Origin of the sequence: Comamonas sp. (assembly GCF_036643215.1) — a bacterium.
Classification (GTDB): Bacteria; Pseudomonadota; Gammaproteobacteria; order Burkholderiales; family Burkholderiaceae_C; genus Comamonas.
Window position 1 is genome coordinate 17,147 of record NZ_JAVXSJ010000017.1, and the last position, 15,502, is coordinate 32,648.

Here is a 15,502-nt window from a genome sequence, read left to right on the forward strand (position 1 = left end):
TAATGGCACATCTTTCAAAAAATACGTGCCAATTGGAGGTGTTGATTGCGTCAGTGAATGGCTGCCGCTGTCATCAACGCCTTTTGCTACACACAAGGATGAGACACGCTATGAAGAAAATGTTGTGCCAAATGGGGCTGGGTTGCTTGTTGGCGGTGAGTGCCGCTGCGGCCAATGCCAATGGCTACCCCAATGGATCCGTCAAGATCGTGGTGCCTTATCCCGCAGCCTCAGGAACGGATGCGATAGCGCGCATCGTGGCGGAGGAGCTCGGGCGAAAAATCAAGCAACCGGTAATTGTGGAAAACCGTCCTGGCGCTGGTGGTTTGATCGGCACCCGTTATGTGACTACCACGGCTCCTAATGGTTTGACGTTGCTGATGCACACCACAGCGTGGCCCGCTCAGCCTATTTTTGTGCGCAATCCTGGCGTGAGTGTGCCTGATGCGCTGGAGCCCATTTCCAAAGTGGCGCAAGGTCGCTTGGTTCTGACCGTTCCGAAAGATTTGGCTGCAAACACCTTCCAGGAAATGGTGGCCTATGCCAAAGAGCATCCGGGCAAGCTGAATTACGGTACGACAGGGCCTGGAGATGTGCTGCTCAGTTTTGGTGTGATGCAGGACAAATATGCAGTGAAGATGGAGCACATTCAGTACCGTGGCTCTGCGCCTTTGCTCAATGCATTGGTCGCCAGCGAAGTGCAGATGTCGCTGCAGTCCGAGTTTCCACCTTTGCCTTTCGTGAAGGAGGGCCGTCTGAAGACTTTGGCCATTACGGGTGAGGGGCGCTCTAAGGTCTATCCCAATACGCCAACTTTTACAGAACTGGGTCTTCCCAATGTTCGCAGTAACTGGATGGGGCTTTTTGCTCCCAAGGGCACGCCCAAGAATGTACTGGACCGAATCAACCGTGATGTGAACGAAGTGCTGCGCTCGCCAGAGACCATCAAGCGCGTTGAGAACCTGTATTTCGAGGCCAAGCCCACCACGCGCGAAGAATTGCGTCAGCAAATTCAGCAAAGCATCACCGAGTGGACGGCTCTGGCTGCTCGTTTGGGAATCACGCCCCAGTAAGACCGGGTAGCCACCACAGCGAACAAGACACGCAGCGACAGATCTATAGGATATTTATGTTGGACCCTAAAACCATTGCGCAACTGGCCAAAGAACTGCACGGCAGTGAGCAAAGCCGCGTGCAAAGTGAGCACTTTTCCAAGCGCTTTCCGGGCATGACGATTGAGGACGGTTACGCGATCTCGCGTGCATGGGTGGCCCACAAAATTGCGCAAGGGGATGTGGTCAGAGGGCACAAGATTGGCCTGACTTCGCGTGCCATGCAAATCAGCAGCCAAATTGATGAGCCTGATTACGGTACCTTGCTGCAAAGCATGTTCTTTGTACAAGGTGATATTCCGGTCAACCGCTTTATTGCACCGCGCGTGGAGGTGGAACTGGCGTTCATCTTGTCCAAGCCGTTGCAAGGCCCGAATGTGACGATTTTTGATGTACTCAAAGCCACGGATTACGTGGTGCCGGCCATCGAAATCATTGATTCCCGGATTGAGCAGTTCGATCGCGTTACCAAAGCGCCGCGCCGGGTGTTTGACACCATCTCTGACAACGCCGCCAACGCAGGCATTGTGCTGGGTGGTAACCCTGTGCGCCCTGATGCCGTGGACCTGCGCTGGGTCAGCGCGCTGCTGCACAAAAACGGCGTGATTGAAGAGTCGGGCGTGGCCGCTGCTGTGCTCAATCATCCGGCCACCGGTGTGGCATGGCTGGCCAACAAGCTGGCCCCATGGGGCGAGTCGCTGCAAGCCGGTGAGGTAGTGTTGGCTGGCTCCTTCACACGCCCAGTCTCCGCCGTGGCGGGCGATAACTTTCATGTGGACTACGGCCCAATGGGTTCCGTGGCCTTTCGCTTTATCTAATTGATCTTCGCACCGTTTCTCAAGGATTTTTCATGGCATTGCTACCCAAAGGTCACTTCCGTCACATTGGCATTTTTGCTTTTGAACCCTCTACGCTAATCCAGTTTTACTCGCGCTGGTTTGGTTTGGTCGTGTCCGACCACGGTATTGGCTCTACAGGGCATGAGGTGGCTTTTATGACCGCTGACCCTGAAGAGCACCACCAGTTGGCGATTGCCAATGGCCGCAAGCCCGAATGGCCCGGTATGAACCAAATCTCGTTTGTTTACGAAGATCTGGAAACGCTCAAAGGCTTGGCCGAAGACTTTCATAAAGAAGGCGTCAAGATCCTGCAGCAAAAAGACCACGGCAACACATGGAGCATCTATGTGGAAGATCCGGAGGGTAACCGCATCGAGTGCTACACCCCCACGCCTTGGTATGTGAGCCAGCCTATCTGGTGGCCGCTGGATTTGGTCAATGAAGATGTGCAGACCATCCGCGCACGTACCGAGCAATCAGCTAAGACAAGCAAGGGCTTCAAGCTGCGCAGCGAATGGCAGGCCGAGATTCAGGCACGCATTGATGCGCAGCGCCAGTTGCCTTGAATGACGCTGTTTCCGCCGACTTCTTTACGTAGTTTGAGTACTGTTTTATTTGCTTTGCTGCCGTTTATTTCAAGCTTCCATTGCCATGCGTCTCACCCCTGAAAACACCAGCCGATTTGTGCAAGCTGGCCCCGTCAAGATTCATTACCACGAGGCGGGTGAAGGCCCCGTTCTGCTGTGCATTCATGGGGGAGCTCCCGGTGCTTTTGGCTGGAGCAATTTCGGCCGCAATTTAGAGGCGTTGTCGCAAAACTTTCGCACCTTGATTGTGGATTTGCCCGGTTACGGCAAGTCTGACAAACCGGCCATTGATGGGGTGCGCACTGGTGCTTACGCGCAGTGCTTTAAAGATATGTTGGCGGCGCTGAACATTGAGAAAGCCCATATTTTGGGCATGGCCACAGGTGGCTCTGTGGCCATCAAGATGGCGCTCGAGTCTCCAGGCATTGTGGATAAATTGGTGCTCATCAATTGCCCAGGTGGCCTGTCTTTGTTCCAGCAAAAAAGTACGCCAGCCACGCACAGCTACTACCAAGGTGAAGGCCCGAGCATGGAGCGCATGCGCGCCAGTATGGAGCGCTTGGTATTTGATAAGCGCTGCATTACAGATGAGATGGTGCGTGAACGCTATGAGGCCAGTATTGCTCCCGAGTTCATGGACCAGGCGCCGGAGGGTAAGGGCGGCAAGCCTGGCGAAAACTTGGAGGTGCTGTGGCCGGAACTGCACCGCATTGAAGCCCAAACGCTGATTATCTGGGGTCGTGATAATCCAACATTAAATTACGATAACTCGCTTTTTATGTTGAATAGAATTAAGAACTCTCGGGTTCATATTCATTCTCAATGTGGTTTGCTTGTTCCTATCGAAAAGCCCGAGGAATTTAATCTTGAAGTGACGGGTTTCCTCAATCTGAAATAAATAATAATCTATTAGAAATAAGCGCAGTGATCTGCGGTGGATAAACTTGCGCGAATTTTTAATTTGCAGGTTTCTGGGGTGTGGCTAAGTCATTATGGAATTAATAATGATATTTAAAAACATCATCTGAAAAGACGTGCCGTTCTTAGACGGAATTATCAAGATAACAATTTCAGGAGACAAAATGAAAAATATAACAATGGCTTTGGCTGCCGGTACAGTGGTGGCTACAGCATGCATGGGAGCTTCGGCCCAAACCAGTTCCGTGCAACTGTATGGCGTGGCAGACATGGGCTTTGCGCACATCAGTAACAAAGAGGGAGGCAGCTTGAACGCTGTGACCAGCGGGCGTTTGCAGTCTTCTCGCATCGGCTTCAAAGGTAATGAAGACCTGGGACGTGGTTTGAGCGCGGTGTTCACTTTGGAGAGTGGTATCGAAATGGATACCGGCACATCCACTTCGTCCACGGTGTTCTTCAATCGTCAAGCATGGGTAGGCTTGAAGTCCTCGCAATTCGGTACCTTGACCTTGGGTCGCCAATATTCGCCTATTTACGACCATCTGGTGCTTTCGAGCGGGGCCCCCACTTTTGGCTTGGTCGGCGGTGCTGTGGATGGGATTGCTATCCCCGGATCCTCTGTGGGCCGTTTTGACAACACCATTGGTGGCAGCCGTACCGATAACTCCATCAAATACACCAGCCCCGATATGGGCGGTTTTACAGCAACAGCCATGATGGGCTTGGGTGAAGTGGCGGGCGATAACGCCGCAGGCCGCACGCTGTCGGCCGGTGTGGGTTACGCCAAAGGCCCGGTGAATGCTGCGGTGACCTACCTTGAGCGTGAATGCAAGACGCGCGGTGGCTGCGCGGGTGCTGAAGCCAAAGACAAGATCTTGGCTGTTGTAGGCGGCTACAACTTTGGTTTTATGCACCTGGGTGCCATTTATACGCAGCAGCGCAACGCCAAGAACGTGAAAGACGTGGACGGTGATGTGATGTCCGTGCGTGCGGTGTTCCCAGTGAACGCATGGCGCTTGTCTGCGGGTTATCAGGTGCTCAATGACAAGAGCGCGCGCAATCAGGATGTGCGTCAATTCAATCTGGGTGCTACCTATGATTTGAGCAAGCGCAGCACTTTGTATGCCTTCTACACCAACCAAAAGGTGAGCAACGGCGGAATAGCGTCGATGGGCTTGGTTAACTCCAGCAACTCTCGACAAAACCAGTGGAGTGTTGGCATGCGCCATACCTTCTAAATCAGAGATTGCTAGATATGACCCAGAAACTGAAAGCACACTTCAAACACGTTGGTATTTATGTGGTGGAGTTGGAAAAAATGGCGGCCTTCTACCAAGAATTTTTTGGGATGACGAAGACGGATGGTGGCATGGGAACTGTGGGGAAGGGGGCTTTTTTGAGCGCTGACCCTACGGAGCACCATCAGGTGGTGCTGGTGGTGGGGCGTGAGCCCGGCAGCAAGCCCACCGTGAATCAGCTTTCGTTTCTGGTGCCAGATCTCACAACACTCAAAGGTTTTCATGCCAAAGCTTTGGCAGAAGGTGTGCCCATTAATATGGTCAAGAGCCATGGCAATGCGTTGAGTCTATATGTCCAGGATCCTGAGGGTAATCAGTGCGAAATTTACTGCCATACTCCTTGGTATGTGAGTCAGCCTGTTGGAAAACCATTGGATCTCACTTTATCCGAAGAAGAGATTTTGGCTCAGGTAGAAGCGGAATGCCGTGATAACCCGACCTTTATGCCGCGTCAGCAATGGATTGAAAATATGCAGCAGCAAATGCAATCTGCCTGAAATTTTCAATTAGTAGCCTCAATCGCATTCAGTACCAAGAATAATACCAGCCAAGGATAATGGAGACAAACATGCAACGCCGCCATTTTTTGAAGACGAGTATTTCTGCATCGCTTGCCACAGTAGCCGTGGGTACACTGGCTCAGGAAAGTTCCCCGATCAAACTTCTGGTGGGGTTTGCGCCGGGGGGAGTGACTGACCTGTTTGCCCGTTTGTGTGCAGAAAGAATTCAAAGCGAATTGGGCAAAACGGTCATTGTGGAAAATAGACCGGGAGCGCATGGGCGAATGGCAACGCAGGCGGTGAAAGCCAGCGCGCCCAATAGCCATACTTTCCTTATCTCACCCAATGCAGGGCTAGTTTTCTTGGAACTGCTCTTTTCTCGAGCTGCGCTTGGCTATGACATGCTGACGGATCTGACGCCGGTGGCTGCCTTGTCAACTTATCCGTTAGGTATGGTGGTGAACAGCAGCACTGGCGTTACCAACGCCAAAGAGTATGTGCAATGGGTCAAAGCCAACCCAAGTAAAGGCATTTTTGGTACCTCTGGAGCAGGTAGCCATACCCATTTTGCGGGCATGCGATTGGCAGAAGCTGCGGGTATCAAGCTTGAAGTGGTTCCCTACAAGGGCAATAGTGCGGTGAATATCGATTTGCTGGGCGGGCAGATTCCTGCAGCCAGCATGGCGGCCAGCGATTTTCTGCACCACAAAGACAATCCGAAGGTGAAGATCATTGGCGTGTTTGGTCAAAAACGCTCATCTTTGGCGCCTGATGTGCCGACCTTTACTGAGCAAGGCTTTGATGCCGTAGCGGGCGATGCCTGGATGGGAATGTGGACTTCCAAAAACACGCCTGCAAGTGAAGTTCAGGCCATGTCCGCTGCGCTGGAGAAAATTTCCCAAAGTCCGGAATTTATCAACGCGCTGAAGACCAAGATGACGATGGCGCCTATGTATCGCAATTCCAAAGAGACGGATCAGTTGCAGCGGGCAGAACTGGCCATGTGGCGTCCCATCATTGCGAGGACTGGTTTTAAGCCTGAATAGGTAGAAGTGAAAAGGTCTGCTGAAGACATGTGGCAGACCTTCGCAGCGCTCACAGCTTCAAGGTGTGCGTGGAAATGATGTTTTTTTCTTGGATTTTTCATTGGATAGTGGGTTAAGTATGAGCCAAACATCATCAATCTGGATGCATCTCAACCAAGTGCCACATCAACTGGGGTGGGCGGACGTGAACGGCGTCAAGACTCGCTATTTGGTTATAGGCCCACAGGGGGCTCCTACCCTGTTGCTTTTGCATGGCACCGCTGGGAGTCTGGAGAATTTCTGCCACAACTATGCGCAATACGCCCAGAATTTTCGAGTCATTGGGCTTGATCTGCTGGGTTGTGGCTATACCGACAAGCCAAAGCATGACTATCTGATTCCTGATTACGCTGAGCATGTGGTAGCTTTTATGGACGCTTTGGGCATTGCCAGTGCCTCGATGGTGGGTGTCTCGCTGGGCTCGTGGATAGGAGCGGCGATTGCACAAACTTATCCTGAGCGTATTCAAAGCTTGGTCATGATCGCGCCTGCGGGAATCGTGACCGATGAAGAAGAAGAGCGCCGTTTTGCCGATGGCGTGCGCAAGCGCCGTTCTGCTGCTGCAGGTGCTCCGTCCTGGGATTCGGTATCTGCCGCCATGAAGGGGCTGGTTCTGAACCCTGAAACGCTGGCGGATGAACTAGTAGCCGTGCGTTTGGCGATTTACCTGCAACCGTCGATGAAAGATGCCATGCCGCGTCTGCTAGCGTTCAGCCTGGGAGGTCAGGCTTTGACGCACGAACAGTGGCAGTCATTGCAGTTGCCGATTCAGGTCATTGCAGCGGTGGATGCACCCAATATGTTCTTGGGCAACGCCTACGCCATTGCTAAGGCGGCACCCCGTGCCGAACTGGTGGAGCTCAAGGGCTGTGACCACTGGGCGCAGTATGAGCAGCCAGAGGCCTTTCATCAGGCCAGCGAGCCCTTTCTACTTGAACACACTCGCTAAGTTTTGATATGACGACTATTGCATCAGGCTTGCCTGTAAACCAATTCAAACAGGCGATTTCGCAACATAATCGTCAGATCGGCCTGTGGCTGGCGACTGGCGATGCCTATGTGGCAGAAATGGTGGCGGGCACAGGCTTTGACTGGTTGCTGATCGATGGTGAGCATGCGCCGAATGATCTGCGAGGTACTTTGGCTCAGTTGCAAGCGATTGCCAGCGCAACCAGTACTTTGCCTGCGAGTGCCAGAGCGGCACATCCAGTTGTGCGCTTGCCCACAGCAGACCCCGTGCTGGTCAAACAGTATCTGGAATTGGGTGTGCAGACCTTGTTGTTGCCGATGATTGATACCCCTGAGCAGGCTGCGTCGATGGCCAGTGCCATGCGCTACCCGCCCATGGGGAACCGGGGTATTGGTTGCGGTTTGGCGCGCTCCTCTCGTTGGAATCGTTTTTCCAGTTATCTGCAAGAGGCCAATGCGCAAGTTTGCCTGCTGGTCCAGGTTGAAACGGTGGAGGCGTTGAACAATATCGATGAGATTGCGGCCACTCCCGGCGTCGATGGGGTGTTTATTGGCCCGGCAGATCTGTCTGCATCCATGGGGTATTTGGGGCAGCCCGGCCATCCAGAGGTGGTGGCTGCTATTCAAAAGGCATTGGCACGCATTGCGGCTGCGGGTAAGCCATCGGGTATTTTGGCGACCCAGGAAGCACAAGCGCACCAGTGGCTGGAGGCGGGTGTGAGTTTTGCCGCTGTGGGCGTGGATATCAGCCTTTTGTCCATGGCTGCGCAAGGGCTGGCCTCTCGTTTCACCCAGACCGCTTCGCCTGTTGTGGTGAGCCGTAACGGCTATTGATCCCATATATCTCCAGTCAGCGCGTCAGAGCGAGATTTTGCGTCTCGAAAGTCGCCTGCAATTAAGTTTCCACGTGGCATGGCAGCTTTGAGCCACCGGCGATGGCTGCCATTACGCACTTGGCAAATGCTTGTCAGTGCAAGGTTGATGCCACCTCAAGATTTGTAAGCATTGGGTATATATGAGCAGTCCAAAACATGATCTCTTCATCGCCGGCCAGTGGGTGAGTGGTGCCAGCTATCAGCCAAACGTCAACCCCAGCAATCACGAAGATGTACTCGGTTATTACGCTCAGGCCGATTTGCCTTTAGTTGAGACTGCGGTTGCAGCTGCCCATCAGGCGTTTGATTCTTGGTCTGTCAGTGGCATTCAGCAGCGCAGTGATGCGTTGGCGTTTATTGGCGCGGAGCTGATTGCACGCCAGTTTGAACTGGGAGCCTTGTTGGCGCGTGAGGAGGGGAAAACCCGCAAAGAAGCCATTGCCGAAGTGGTTCGTGCAGGGCAAATCTTTCATTTTTTTGCGGGTGAATGTCTGCGGATGACCGGCGATATCTTGCCTTCTGTGCGGCCAGGTGTTTCTGTGGAAGTTTCACGCGAGGCTGTGGGCGTGGTTGGCGTCATCACCCCTTGGAACTTTCCGATCGCGATTCCAGCCTGGAAGATTGCGCCTGCCCTAGCATATGGCAATTGTGTTGTGTTCAAACCTGCAGATGTGGTGCCAGGAAGCGCTTGGGCGTTGGCAGAGATCATCTCGCGCAGCGGCATTCCTGCCGGCGTTTTTAGCCTGGTGATGGGCTCTGGCCGTGTCGTGGGCGAGTGCTTGGTCAATCACCCCAATATTTCTGCGATGACATTCACGGGATCGACGGGTACCGGAATGCAGATTGCTCAAAAGTGCGCTGCGCAGCTCAAAAAAGTGCAGTTGGAGATGGGGGGGAAGAATCCCCAAGTCGTGCTGGACGATGCAGATTTGCGACAAGCAGTCGAGTTGAGCGTACAAAGCGCATTCTTCTCAACCGGCCAGCGCTGTACAGCCACAAGCCGGTTCATCGTCACCGAGGGTATTCATGACCGTTATGTCGCGGCCATGAAAGAGCGCATCGCCCAGCTTCGCGTTGGGGATGCCTTGGCTGACGATACTGATATTGGCCCCGTAGCAAGCCGTTCGCAGTTGGAGCAGGACCTCTCCTATGTGCAGATTGGTCGGGATGAGGGGGCAACGCTGGCGATTGGTGGAACTTTGCTGGAGCGGGGAACGCCCGGTAATTATTTGGCACCGGCGTTGTTCACGGAAACCCACAACCAGATGCGGATCAATCGCGAAGAAATCTTTGGCCCCGTGGCGACCGTTATTCGTGTCAAGGACTATGAAGAAGCTCTGGCGGTGGCCAATGACACGCCGTTTGGCCTGTCTGCAGGCATTGCTACTACGAGCTTGAAATATGCCAGCCATTTCAAACGCCACTCTCAGGCGGGGATGGTTATGGTCAATGTTGCAACAGCCGGGGTTGACTATCACGTTCCATTTGGTGGAAGAAAGGCATCAAGCTATGGGGCTCGTGAACAGGGTCAGTATGCGAAGGAGTTTTACACGATAGTTAAGACGGCTTATACATTTTCATGAGATGAAAAATCAAGTCCCAGCGTATCAATTGTAGAAGTTCCGATCTTATCTGACAGATGCTCCAGTTCGTACTGGGTCGGCTGTCAGATTAGTTCAGTGCTTTCACCTTCTCGTCCCAGGTCTCCTTTGTGTCGACCAGCGTTTGCATCGGCATGATGCCGCATCACATCTTGTCCTGATGCGTGCGCTGGCAGTTGTAGTAATCGATCCAACTATCCAAGTCCACTTGCAGTTCGTCTATGGATCTGTAGATCTTGCGTCGGAATGCCACCTGGTAGAACTCCTGCAGGATGGTTGAATCGACCACAGCGAGATCAATGAAGCCTTGGTACGCAGCCTTCATCGCTGTGAATTCATCGAGAAGGCTAACAATGTGGTGCTTGTCGGCGGACCCGGTACTGGCAAGAAGCACATCGCGACGGCATTGGGAATTCAGGCCATCGAGCAACATCGCCAAAGGGTGCGCTTCTTCTCTACCGTGGAGTTGGTCAACGCCTTGGAGCAAGAGAAGTCCCAAGGCAAAGCCGGATAGCTCGCCCACAGGCTGGTGCATACAGATTTGCTGATACTCGATGAGCTGGGCTATCTGCCCTTCAGCTCATCTGGCGGATCGCTACTGTTCCATCTGCTCTCAACCCTGTACGAGCGCGCGAGTGTGGTGATCACCACCAATCTGAGTTTTAGCGAATGGGCCAGCGTGTTTGCGATGCCAAGATGACCACGGCTTTGCTGGACCGGCTGACCCACCACTGCCATATTCTAGAAACAGGCAATGACAGGTACCGCTTCAAGCGCAGCAGTGCAGTCCAACAACCGCCTACAAGGAAGGAGAGAAGCAAAACCTTATCCACATCTTGAGCCTACGGCTCAAGCCAAAAGGTGGGTTAGATTGAGATGGAAATAGCGGGTCAGTCTTGCGTGGAAATCAACACATTGATGCTCAAACGCTTCAGATGCGGACGATTTGCGTGACCAGCAATGATGAGCGCGATGCAGCGGTTGTGGCCGCTATGCTCGAGCAAGTTCCTGCAGATGAGGCTTTGCGCAGCTTGACTGGTGATGGCGCTTATGACACACAAGCGGTTTATGAAGCACTGCGCCAACGAGGCTGCGCTCCCATCACTCCCCCAAGAAAGAATGCACGAATACGCAATTGCGATGCTTTTGTGTACCGCAATGCGGCTATCGCCGCATGTCGGCGTTTGGGCCGAAGGATATGGAAAGTGTGGAGTGGTTATCACTGGCGCAGTCTGGTCGAAACCAAGATGAACTGTATCAAACGGCTGGGCGAACGGGTCATGTCCAGAACCTTTGAGCGCCAGGTCAACGAACTGCATATTCGTGTCGCCATTCTGAATCGGTTCACTGAACTGGGCTGCCCGCAAACGGTCCCCGTGGCATAGCTGTGTCTGGGGTTAGGGGCGTCTCAGATTCAAATTGATTTGTACAACAGCTCCATTCCATGCTGTAGCTGACACTGACAATTGAATTCATGTACCTCTCCTAGTTGCCTAGCTAGAGGAATTTAAAATCTGCAAATTGACCTGTATCAAATTAATTCAAATAAATCAATATAACTCCTTCGATCAGATCTGATCGATGTGAGTCAGATGCATAAGTTCTGATTTCTAATTGATAATTGCTGAAAGTCAAGGTGCATATAAGCACTTGATATAAATAAGTGCGCAATGAGCGATCGCGCGGGTTCGGACAACGGAACGGGTATCAGTCTTGCTCAATCTGGTCGGCATCTCATTTCGTCTGGCCATTGACCACAGAGGGGTACATATGAGAGTGAACGCACAGGTAACCCAGCGGGAGTACAGCTTTGATGAGCATGCAACTCTGATGTCAACCACGGACACAGAGAGCTACATCAAATATGCCAATCAGGCATTCATGGAGGTCAGCGGCTTCGAGCCGGAAGAGATTCTCGGCCAGACGCACAATCTGGTGCGCCACCCAGACATGCCCCCGGCCGCTTTTGCCGATATGTGGGCCACGCTCAAAAGCGGCGAGCCATGGAGTGCACTGGTCAAAAACCGGCGCAAGAACGGGGACCACTACTGGGTGCGGGCAAATGCCATTCCCATCATACGCAATGACAAGGCCAAGGGCTATATGTCAGTGCGGACTCAGCCCGAGCGCAAAGAGGTTGAAGCGGCGCAAACGCTGTATGAGACTATGCACGACAAGGGCGATGCCGCCCCTGAGCTGTACAAAGGCATAGTCTCGAAGAAAGGGCTGGGGAAGGTGCTGTCGATCTGGCGCCATATGGGAGTGCGCCGGCGCATTCGCCTGAACTCGCTGGCTATATGGGCTGTCTTGTTGCTGGGGGCCTGGCTGCTGGGTCAAGGCCAGATACAGTTCCTGTCGATGGCGGCCTTCATGACCGTCACTCTGATGGTGATGACGTTCTTGCTGGAGAGTCAGTTCGCCACGCCACTAGAGCTGTTGAAACGTCAGTCACTGAATGTGGCAACCGGCAACAACCGGCCGACGGAATATTTGCAGCGCACGGATGAAATCGGCACCACACTGCGCACGGTCAACCAGATCGGTCTCATGTTCCGCTGGCTGGTGGACGATGTGAATCAGCAGGCGCTTAATGTTCAGCAGGCCTGTAACGAAATCGAGCAGGGTAATAGCTATTTGCACGGGCAGACGGAGCAGCTTGCGGTGAATGTGGCCCAGACCTCGGCGTCCATGGAACAGATCACGGCTCGGGTTCAATCCAGCGCCGATACGGCGCAAAAAGCTGGTGTGCTGGCCAGTGAAGCCAGCGCTGCGGCCTTGCGCGGGGGGGCGTCCATGGATCAGATCGTCTCCACCATGGAGTCCATTACGGCCAACTCTCGCCGGATTGCCGACATCGTCGGAGTGATTGACGGCATTGCCTTTCAAACCAATTTACTGGCTTTAAATGCGGCCGTGGAGGCCGCCCGTGCTGGCGAGCATGGCAGGGGTTTTGCTGTCGTTGCCGGTGAGGTGCGGACCCTGGCTCAGCGCAGTGCCGATGCCGCCAAGGAGATCAAGGCGCTTATTCATGCCAGCACTGCCAATATCGAGGCAGGCTCTCTGGTTGTGAACGATGCGGGGCGCAACATTGGAGATATCGTCTCCCAGGCACGCAGCGTTGCGGATTTCATTGCCGAGATCAGTAAGGCCACGCGTGAACAAAGCGAGGAGATCGCCCAGGTCGGAAAGTCGGTGGCAGACATGGACTATCTGACGCAACAGAATGCGCAACTGGTAACTCAGGGCGCGCAGGCTTCCAGCAGCATGCAATGGCAGGTGAAAAATCTCGTGGAAGCGATTGGCGTTTTCCGGTAAACGGCCGTTCCAACTATCAATCTTGACTACTGCATTTGGCGGAACACAGCCGGTCCCAACCAACAGACTGCTCAGCGTGGACCGGTACAGGTGGTCAGTTCCGCTGGAATACGCAACTTACCTTGAAACAGCTCATTTCTCATGCGCCTGTTCTGGCAAGATCAGAGATACCCAACGCCCCACTCAGGCACTAATGTCTCTTGCTAACGGTAAGGAAGACGGATTTGAACAAGGTCCACTACTGGCTACTTCTGAAGATTGCGGAGATGCCCAAGGTCTTTATCTACGGCATCGGGCTTGTGATTGCCCTAGCACTTATGTTGGGTGCGATAGTCACGGCGGTGTGGTTAGATCAAAGTCGAATTGCGCAGCGCCACGACACGGCCCTGCGCATCTTCCAGAGTGTTACCGCGGAAGGTGTAGATCTACTCAACCAGCTGGCTGGTCAAGATGACCTAAATTGCAGCGACCGAGGCTTGGTTAGCCTGAATGCACATTTACTGGGGACTCGATACCTGCGCGAGATAGGCTTGCTGGATCATGAAAGACGGCTGATTTGCTCCACGTCACTGGGGCTGCTTTCGGTACCCATCAAAGGCAATTATCCCGTTCAGATTACTCGCTCTGGGGTGGAGATGTTGGTCAATGTGCCGCTGACGATGGCAGGCAAGAAGCAGGCCGCAACCATCATTCAGCGTCCACGGGTCAACGTGGTCATCAGTCCTTTTGCAACAGATGATCTGTACACCAGCTCCGATGTCGTCTGGCTAAGCACGACAGATGGTCTCTTTGTGCTTCATACCCGTGTTGATTCCAAAAAAATACCAAGAATGAAGGCTCGTGCCGAACGACTAACGAGCTCTCGATTTTTGTGGCGTGGACTGAGTTATGAACTTGTCAGCATGACGCCTGGTCTGGATGTGGTTCTACAAACACAGCGCAGTTTGTTGAATATCGCTCGGCAGGATCTGTTGCTACTAGCCTTGTTTGCCGGAACGTTGCTGATTGCTGTGCTGACGGTCGGCACGATCACCCCCTATGTACTCAGGCTTTCAGGGCTAGTCAAGCGTATCGGTTTTCTCTGTGACGATGCTCATCTGATGCTGCTTTATCAGCCGGTATTCGACTTGCAGACCATGCGCCCTATGGGTTGCGAAGTCCTAGCTCGTTTGAAGGAGAAGGACAAAATCTGGTCGCCGGATCAAATGATTCCAGCCATTGTGGACGCGGAACTCGAGCGGCGTTTCGACCATGCCGTTATGCGCAAGGCCATCCGGGAGCTGGCGGTACATTTTCCGCGCAGGGAGGAGGGAAAGTTCAGCATCGCGTTGAACTGCTTTCCAAAAAGCATTGATGCAAACAGGCTAGTGCCTCTGTTGAAGAATGCTTTGCAAGCCAGTGAGCGCGATGATTTCGAGATATGCATTGAGGTCACTGAACACAGCCTGTCGAGCGAGCTGATTGGAGATGTGCAGCAACTGAAATCGCAGGGTTTTCTCATCGCTGTGGATGACTTTGGTACAGGCTACTCCAACCTGAAATCTGTCACGCAGCTCTCCCCGGATTTGTTGAAGATTGATGGCTCATTCGTCTATGAACTGGAAGGCGATACAGTGCGATCCAACCTGATTCCCGAAATCGTTCGTATCGCCATCGCCGTCAACGCGCAAACCGTGGCTGAGGGCATTGAAAAAATGGAGCAGGTAGAACTGCTGCGGGCAGAAGGCGTGCGCTATGGTCAAGGCTATGCGCTAGGGCGCCCCATGGATGTGGCAGCTTTCGTCGTGTTTATGACAAGCTTCCAGTAAGGAAGGTGCGTCGAGTTTTGTGTAAACGGCCAATCCACCGTCAACACAAGCTGGCTTGTCCGTAAGCACAATGACGTTCAAGACGCATAAAGACAAAGTACCCAAAGAACTGCTTGCCAACCTGCTGGCTGAATCGACCAGTCTTCGAGGCGTTGTTGCACAAATCAGTCTGCGCGAGCCGCTAGGATCTCCGCATGAGCACGTCTCGCAGTTCCACGCCCCGTTACCGCACCATCAACTGGCCCAGCTACAACGTCGCTTTGAAGTCACGGGGCTCGTTGACCATCTGGCTTGACAAGCGCATGTAATGGTTTGCCGCTTGCTGTGGCAAACGCGGGCGCAGCCCGAAGTTCTCGGATGCCGCCATTCAGTTTTGCTTGACCATCAAGAATCTGTTCGGCTTGGCACTGCGCCAAGCGGTGGGCTTTGTCGAATTCCTTCTGACGTTGTCAGGGCTGCATTGGCCGGTGCCTGATTTCAGCACTATCTGTCCAGCGCCACCTTGACATTAAAGGCTCCGTTGTGTTTACGTCTTGATTTGATAGTCATCAATCTTTCCACGTTCGGCCTTGAGGTGGGCCATTTTTACAGAAAG

General features: G+C 53.3%; 12 protein-coding genes and 4 pseudogenes. 15 read left to right on the top strand and 1 reads right to left on the bottom strand.

The annotated features are described in order from the left end of the window. The first annotated feature begins 110 nt into the window (after nucleotides 1-110). The 10 genes from RSF91_RS12790 to RSF91_RS12835 all read left to right on the top strand — a co-directional run bounded on the left by RSF91_RS12790 (nucleotide 111) and on the right by RSF91_RS12835 (nucleotide 9,766). The gene (locus tag RSF91_RS12790) at nucleotides 111-1,073 is read left to right on the top strand and encodes a Bug family tripartite tricarboxylate transporter substrate binding protein (protein WP_332568782.1); all 963 of its coding nucleotides are present in this window, start codon (nucleotides 111-113) and stop codon (nucleotides 1,071-1,073) included. A gap of 56 nt (nucleotides 1,074-1,129) precedes the next feature. After that, nucleotides 1,130-1,930 carry a 2-oxo-hept-4-ene-1,7-dioate hydratase gene (hpaH, locus tag RSF91_RS12795; RefSeq protein ID WP_332568783.1) on the top strand — a complete coding sequence of 267 codons (801 nt, stop codon included), beginning with the start codon at nucleotides 1,130-1,132 and terminating at the stop codon, nucleotides 1,928-1,930. Between the two features lie 32 nt (nucleotides 1,931-1,962). Further along, nucleotides 1,963-2,517, top strand: coding sequence for a VOC family protein (locus RSF91_RS12800; RefSeq protein WP_332568784.1), 555 nt, complete (start codon nucleotides 1,963-1,965; stop codon nucleotides 2,515-2,517). An 85-nt stretch (nucleotides 2,518-2,602) separates the two neighbouring features. After that, nucleotides 2,603-3,436, top strand: coding sequence for an alpha/beta fold hydrolase (locus RSF91_RS12805; RefSeq protein WP_332568785.1), 834 nt, complete (start codon nucleotides 2,603-2,605; stop codon nucleotides 3,434-3,436). 184 nt (nucleotides 3,437-3,620) lie between these two features. Next, on the top strand, nucleotides 3,621-4,694 hold the full coding sequence (locus tag RSF91_RS12810; protein WP_332568786.1) for a porin: 1,074 nt from the start codon (nucleotides 3,621-3,623) through the stop codon (nucleotides 4,692-4,694). A gap of 17 nt (nucleotides 4,695-4,711) precedes the next feature. Next, nucleotides 4,712-5,251 carry a VOC family protein gene (locus RSF91_RS12815; protein ID WP_332568787.1) on the top strand — a complete coding sequence of 180 codons (540 nt, stop codon included), beginning with the start codon at nucleotides 4,712-4,714 and terminating at the stop codon, nucleotides 5,249-5,251. A gap of 71 nt (nucleotides 5,252-5,322) precedes the next feature. Then, nucleotides 5,323-6,300 carry a Bug family tripartite tricarboxylate transporter substrate binding protein gene (locus tag RSF91_RS12820; protein ID WP_332568788.1) on the top strand — a complete coding sequence of 326 codons (978 nt, stop codon included), beginning with the start codon at nucleotides 5,323-5,325 and terminating at the stop codon, nucleotides 6,298-6,300. A 142-nt stretch (nucleotides 6,301-6,442) separates the two neighbouring features. Further along, nucleotides 6,443-7,288, top strand: a complete 846-nt coding sequence (locus tag RSF91_RS12825; RefSeq protein WP_332568789.1) for an alpha/beta fold hydrolase — start codon at nucleotides 6,443-6,445, stop codon at nucleotides 7,286-7,288. Nucleotides 7,289-7,296: 8 nt separating this feature from the next. Continuing rightward, a complete protein-coding gene (locus RSF91_RS12830) occupies nucleotides 7,297-8,142 on the top strand; it encodes an aldolase/citrate lyase family protein (RefSeq protein WP_332568790.1) in 846 nt (281 codons plus the stop codon). 181 nt (nucleotides 8,143-8,323) lie between these two features. Beyond that, nucleotides 8,324-9,766 carry an aldehyde dehydrogenase family protein gene (locus tag RSF91_RS12835; protein WP_332568791.1) on the top strand — a complete coding sequence of 481 codons (1,443 nt, stop codon included), beginning with the start codon at nucleotides 8,324-8,326 and terminating at the stop codon, nucleotides 9,764-9,766. A gap of 88 nt (nucleotides 9,767-9,854) precedes the next feature. Here the strand turns inward: RSF91_RS12835 and RSF91_RS19825 are convergent. Further along, a pseudogene (locus RSF91_RS19825) lies at nucleotides 9,855-10,061 on the bottom strand (IS481 family transposase); the annotation flags it as partial. Nucleotides 10,062-10,073: 12 nt separating this feature from the next. Here RSF91_RS19825 and istB point away from each other — a divergent pair. The 5 genes and pseudogenes from istB to RSF91_RS12865 form a co-directional block, all read left to right on the top strand. Further along, nucleotides 10,074-10,624, top strand: a pseudogene (gene istB, locus RSF91_RS12845) (IS21-like element helper ATPase IstB); the annotation flags it as partial. Nucleotides 10,625-10,698: 74 nt separating this feature from the next. Further along, nucleotides 10,699-11,169 (top strand): annotated as a pseudogene (locus RSF91_RS12850) (IS5 family transposase); the annotation flags it as partial. Nucleotides 11,170-11,554: 385 nt separating this feature from the next. Next, entirely contained in the window at nucleotides 11,555-13,099 is a 1,545-nt protein-coding gene (locus RSF91_RS12855) for a methyl-accepting chemotaxis protein (RefSeq protein ID WP_332568792.1), read from the top strand. 224 nt (nucleotides 13,100-13,323) lie between these two features. Continuing rightward, nucleotides 13,324-14,907 carry an EAL domain-containing protein gene (locus RSF91_RS12860; protein WP_332568793.1) on the top strand — a complete coding sequence of 528 codons (1,584 nt, stop codon included), beginning with the start codon at nucleotides 13,324-13,326 and terminating at the stop codon, nucleotides 14,905-14,907. A 194-nt stretch (nucleotides 14,908-15,101) separates the two neighbouring features. Then, nucleotides 15,102-15,395, top strand: a pseudogene (locus RSF91_RS12865) (transposase); the annotation flags it as partial. Between the last annotated feature and the right edge of the window lie 107 nt (nucleotides 15,396-15,502).

Bases quoted from the DNA above. Each gene is read 5' to 3' on its own strand.
- RSF91_RS12810 (WP_332568786.1), top strand. From the start codon at position 3,621: ATGAAAAATATAACAATGGCTTTGGCTGCCGGTACAGTGGTGGCTACA.
- hpaH (WP_332568783.1), top strand. From the start codon at position 1,130: ATGTTGGACCCTAAAACCATTGCGCAACTGGCCAAAGAACTGCACGGC.
- RSF91_RS12820 (WP_332568788.1), top strand. From the start codon at position 5,323: ATGCAACGCCGCCATTTTTTGAAGACGAGTATTTCTGCATCGCTTGCC.
- RSF91_RS12815 (WP_332568787.1), top strand. From the start codon at position 4,712: ATGACCCAGAAACTGAAAGCACACTTCAAACACGTTGGTATTTATGTG.
- RSF91_RS12800 (WP_332568784.1), top strand. From the start codon at position 1,963: ATGGCATTGCTACCCAAAGGTCACTTCCGTCACATTGGCATTTTTGCT.
- RSF91_RS12825 (WP_332568789.1), top strand. From the start codon at position 6,443: ATGCATCTCAACCAAGTGCCACATCAACTGGGGTGGGCGGACGTGAAC.
- RSF91_RS12805 (WP_332568785.1), top strand. From the start codon at position 2,603: ATGCGTCTCACCCCTGAAAACACCAGCCGATTTGTGCAAGCTGGCCCC.
- RSF91_RS12790 (WP_332568782.1), top strand. From the start codon at position 111: ATGAAGAAAATGTTGTGCCAAATGGGGCTGGGTTGCTTGTTGGCGGTG.
- RSF91_RS12835 (WP_332568791.1), top strand. From the start codon at position 8,324: ATGAGCAGTCCAAAACATGATCTCTTCATCGCCGGCCAGTGGGTGAGT.
- RSF91_RS12830 (WP_332568790.1), top strand. From the start codon at position 7,297: ATGACGACTATTGCATCAGGCTTGCCTGTAAACCAATTCAAACAGGCG.
- RSF91_RS12855 (WP_332568792.1), top strand. From the start codon at position 11,555: ATGAGAGTGAACGCACAGGTAACCCAGCGGGAGTACAGCTTTGATGAG.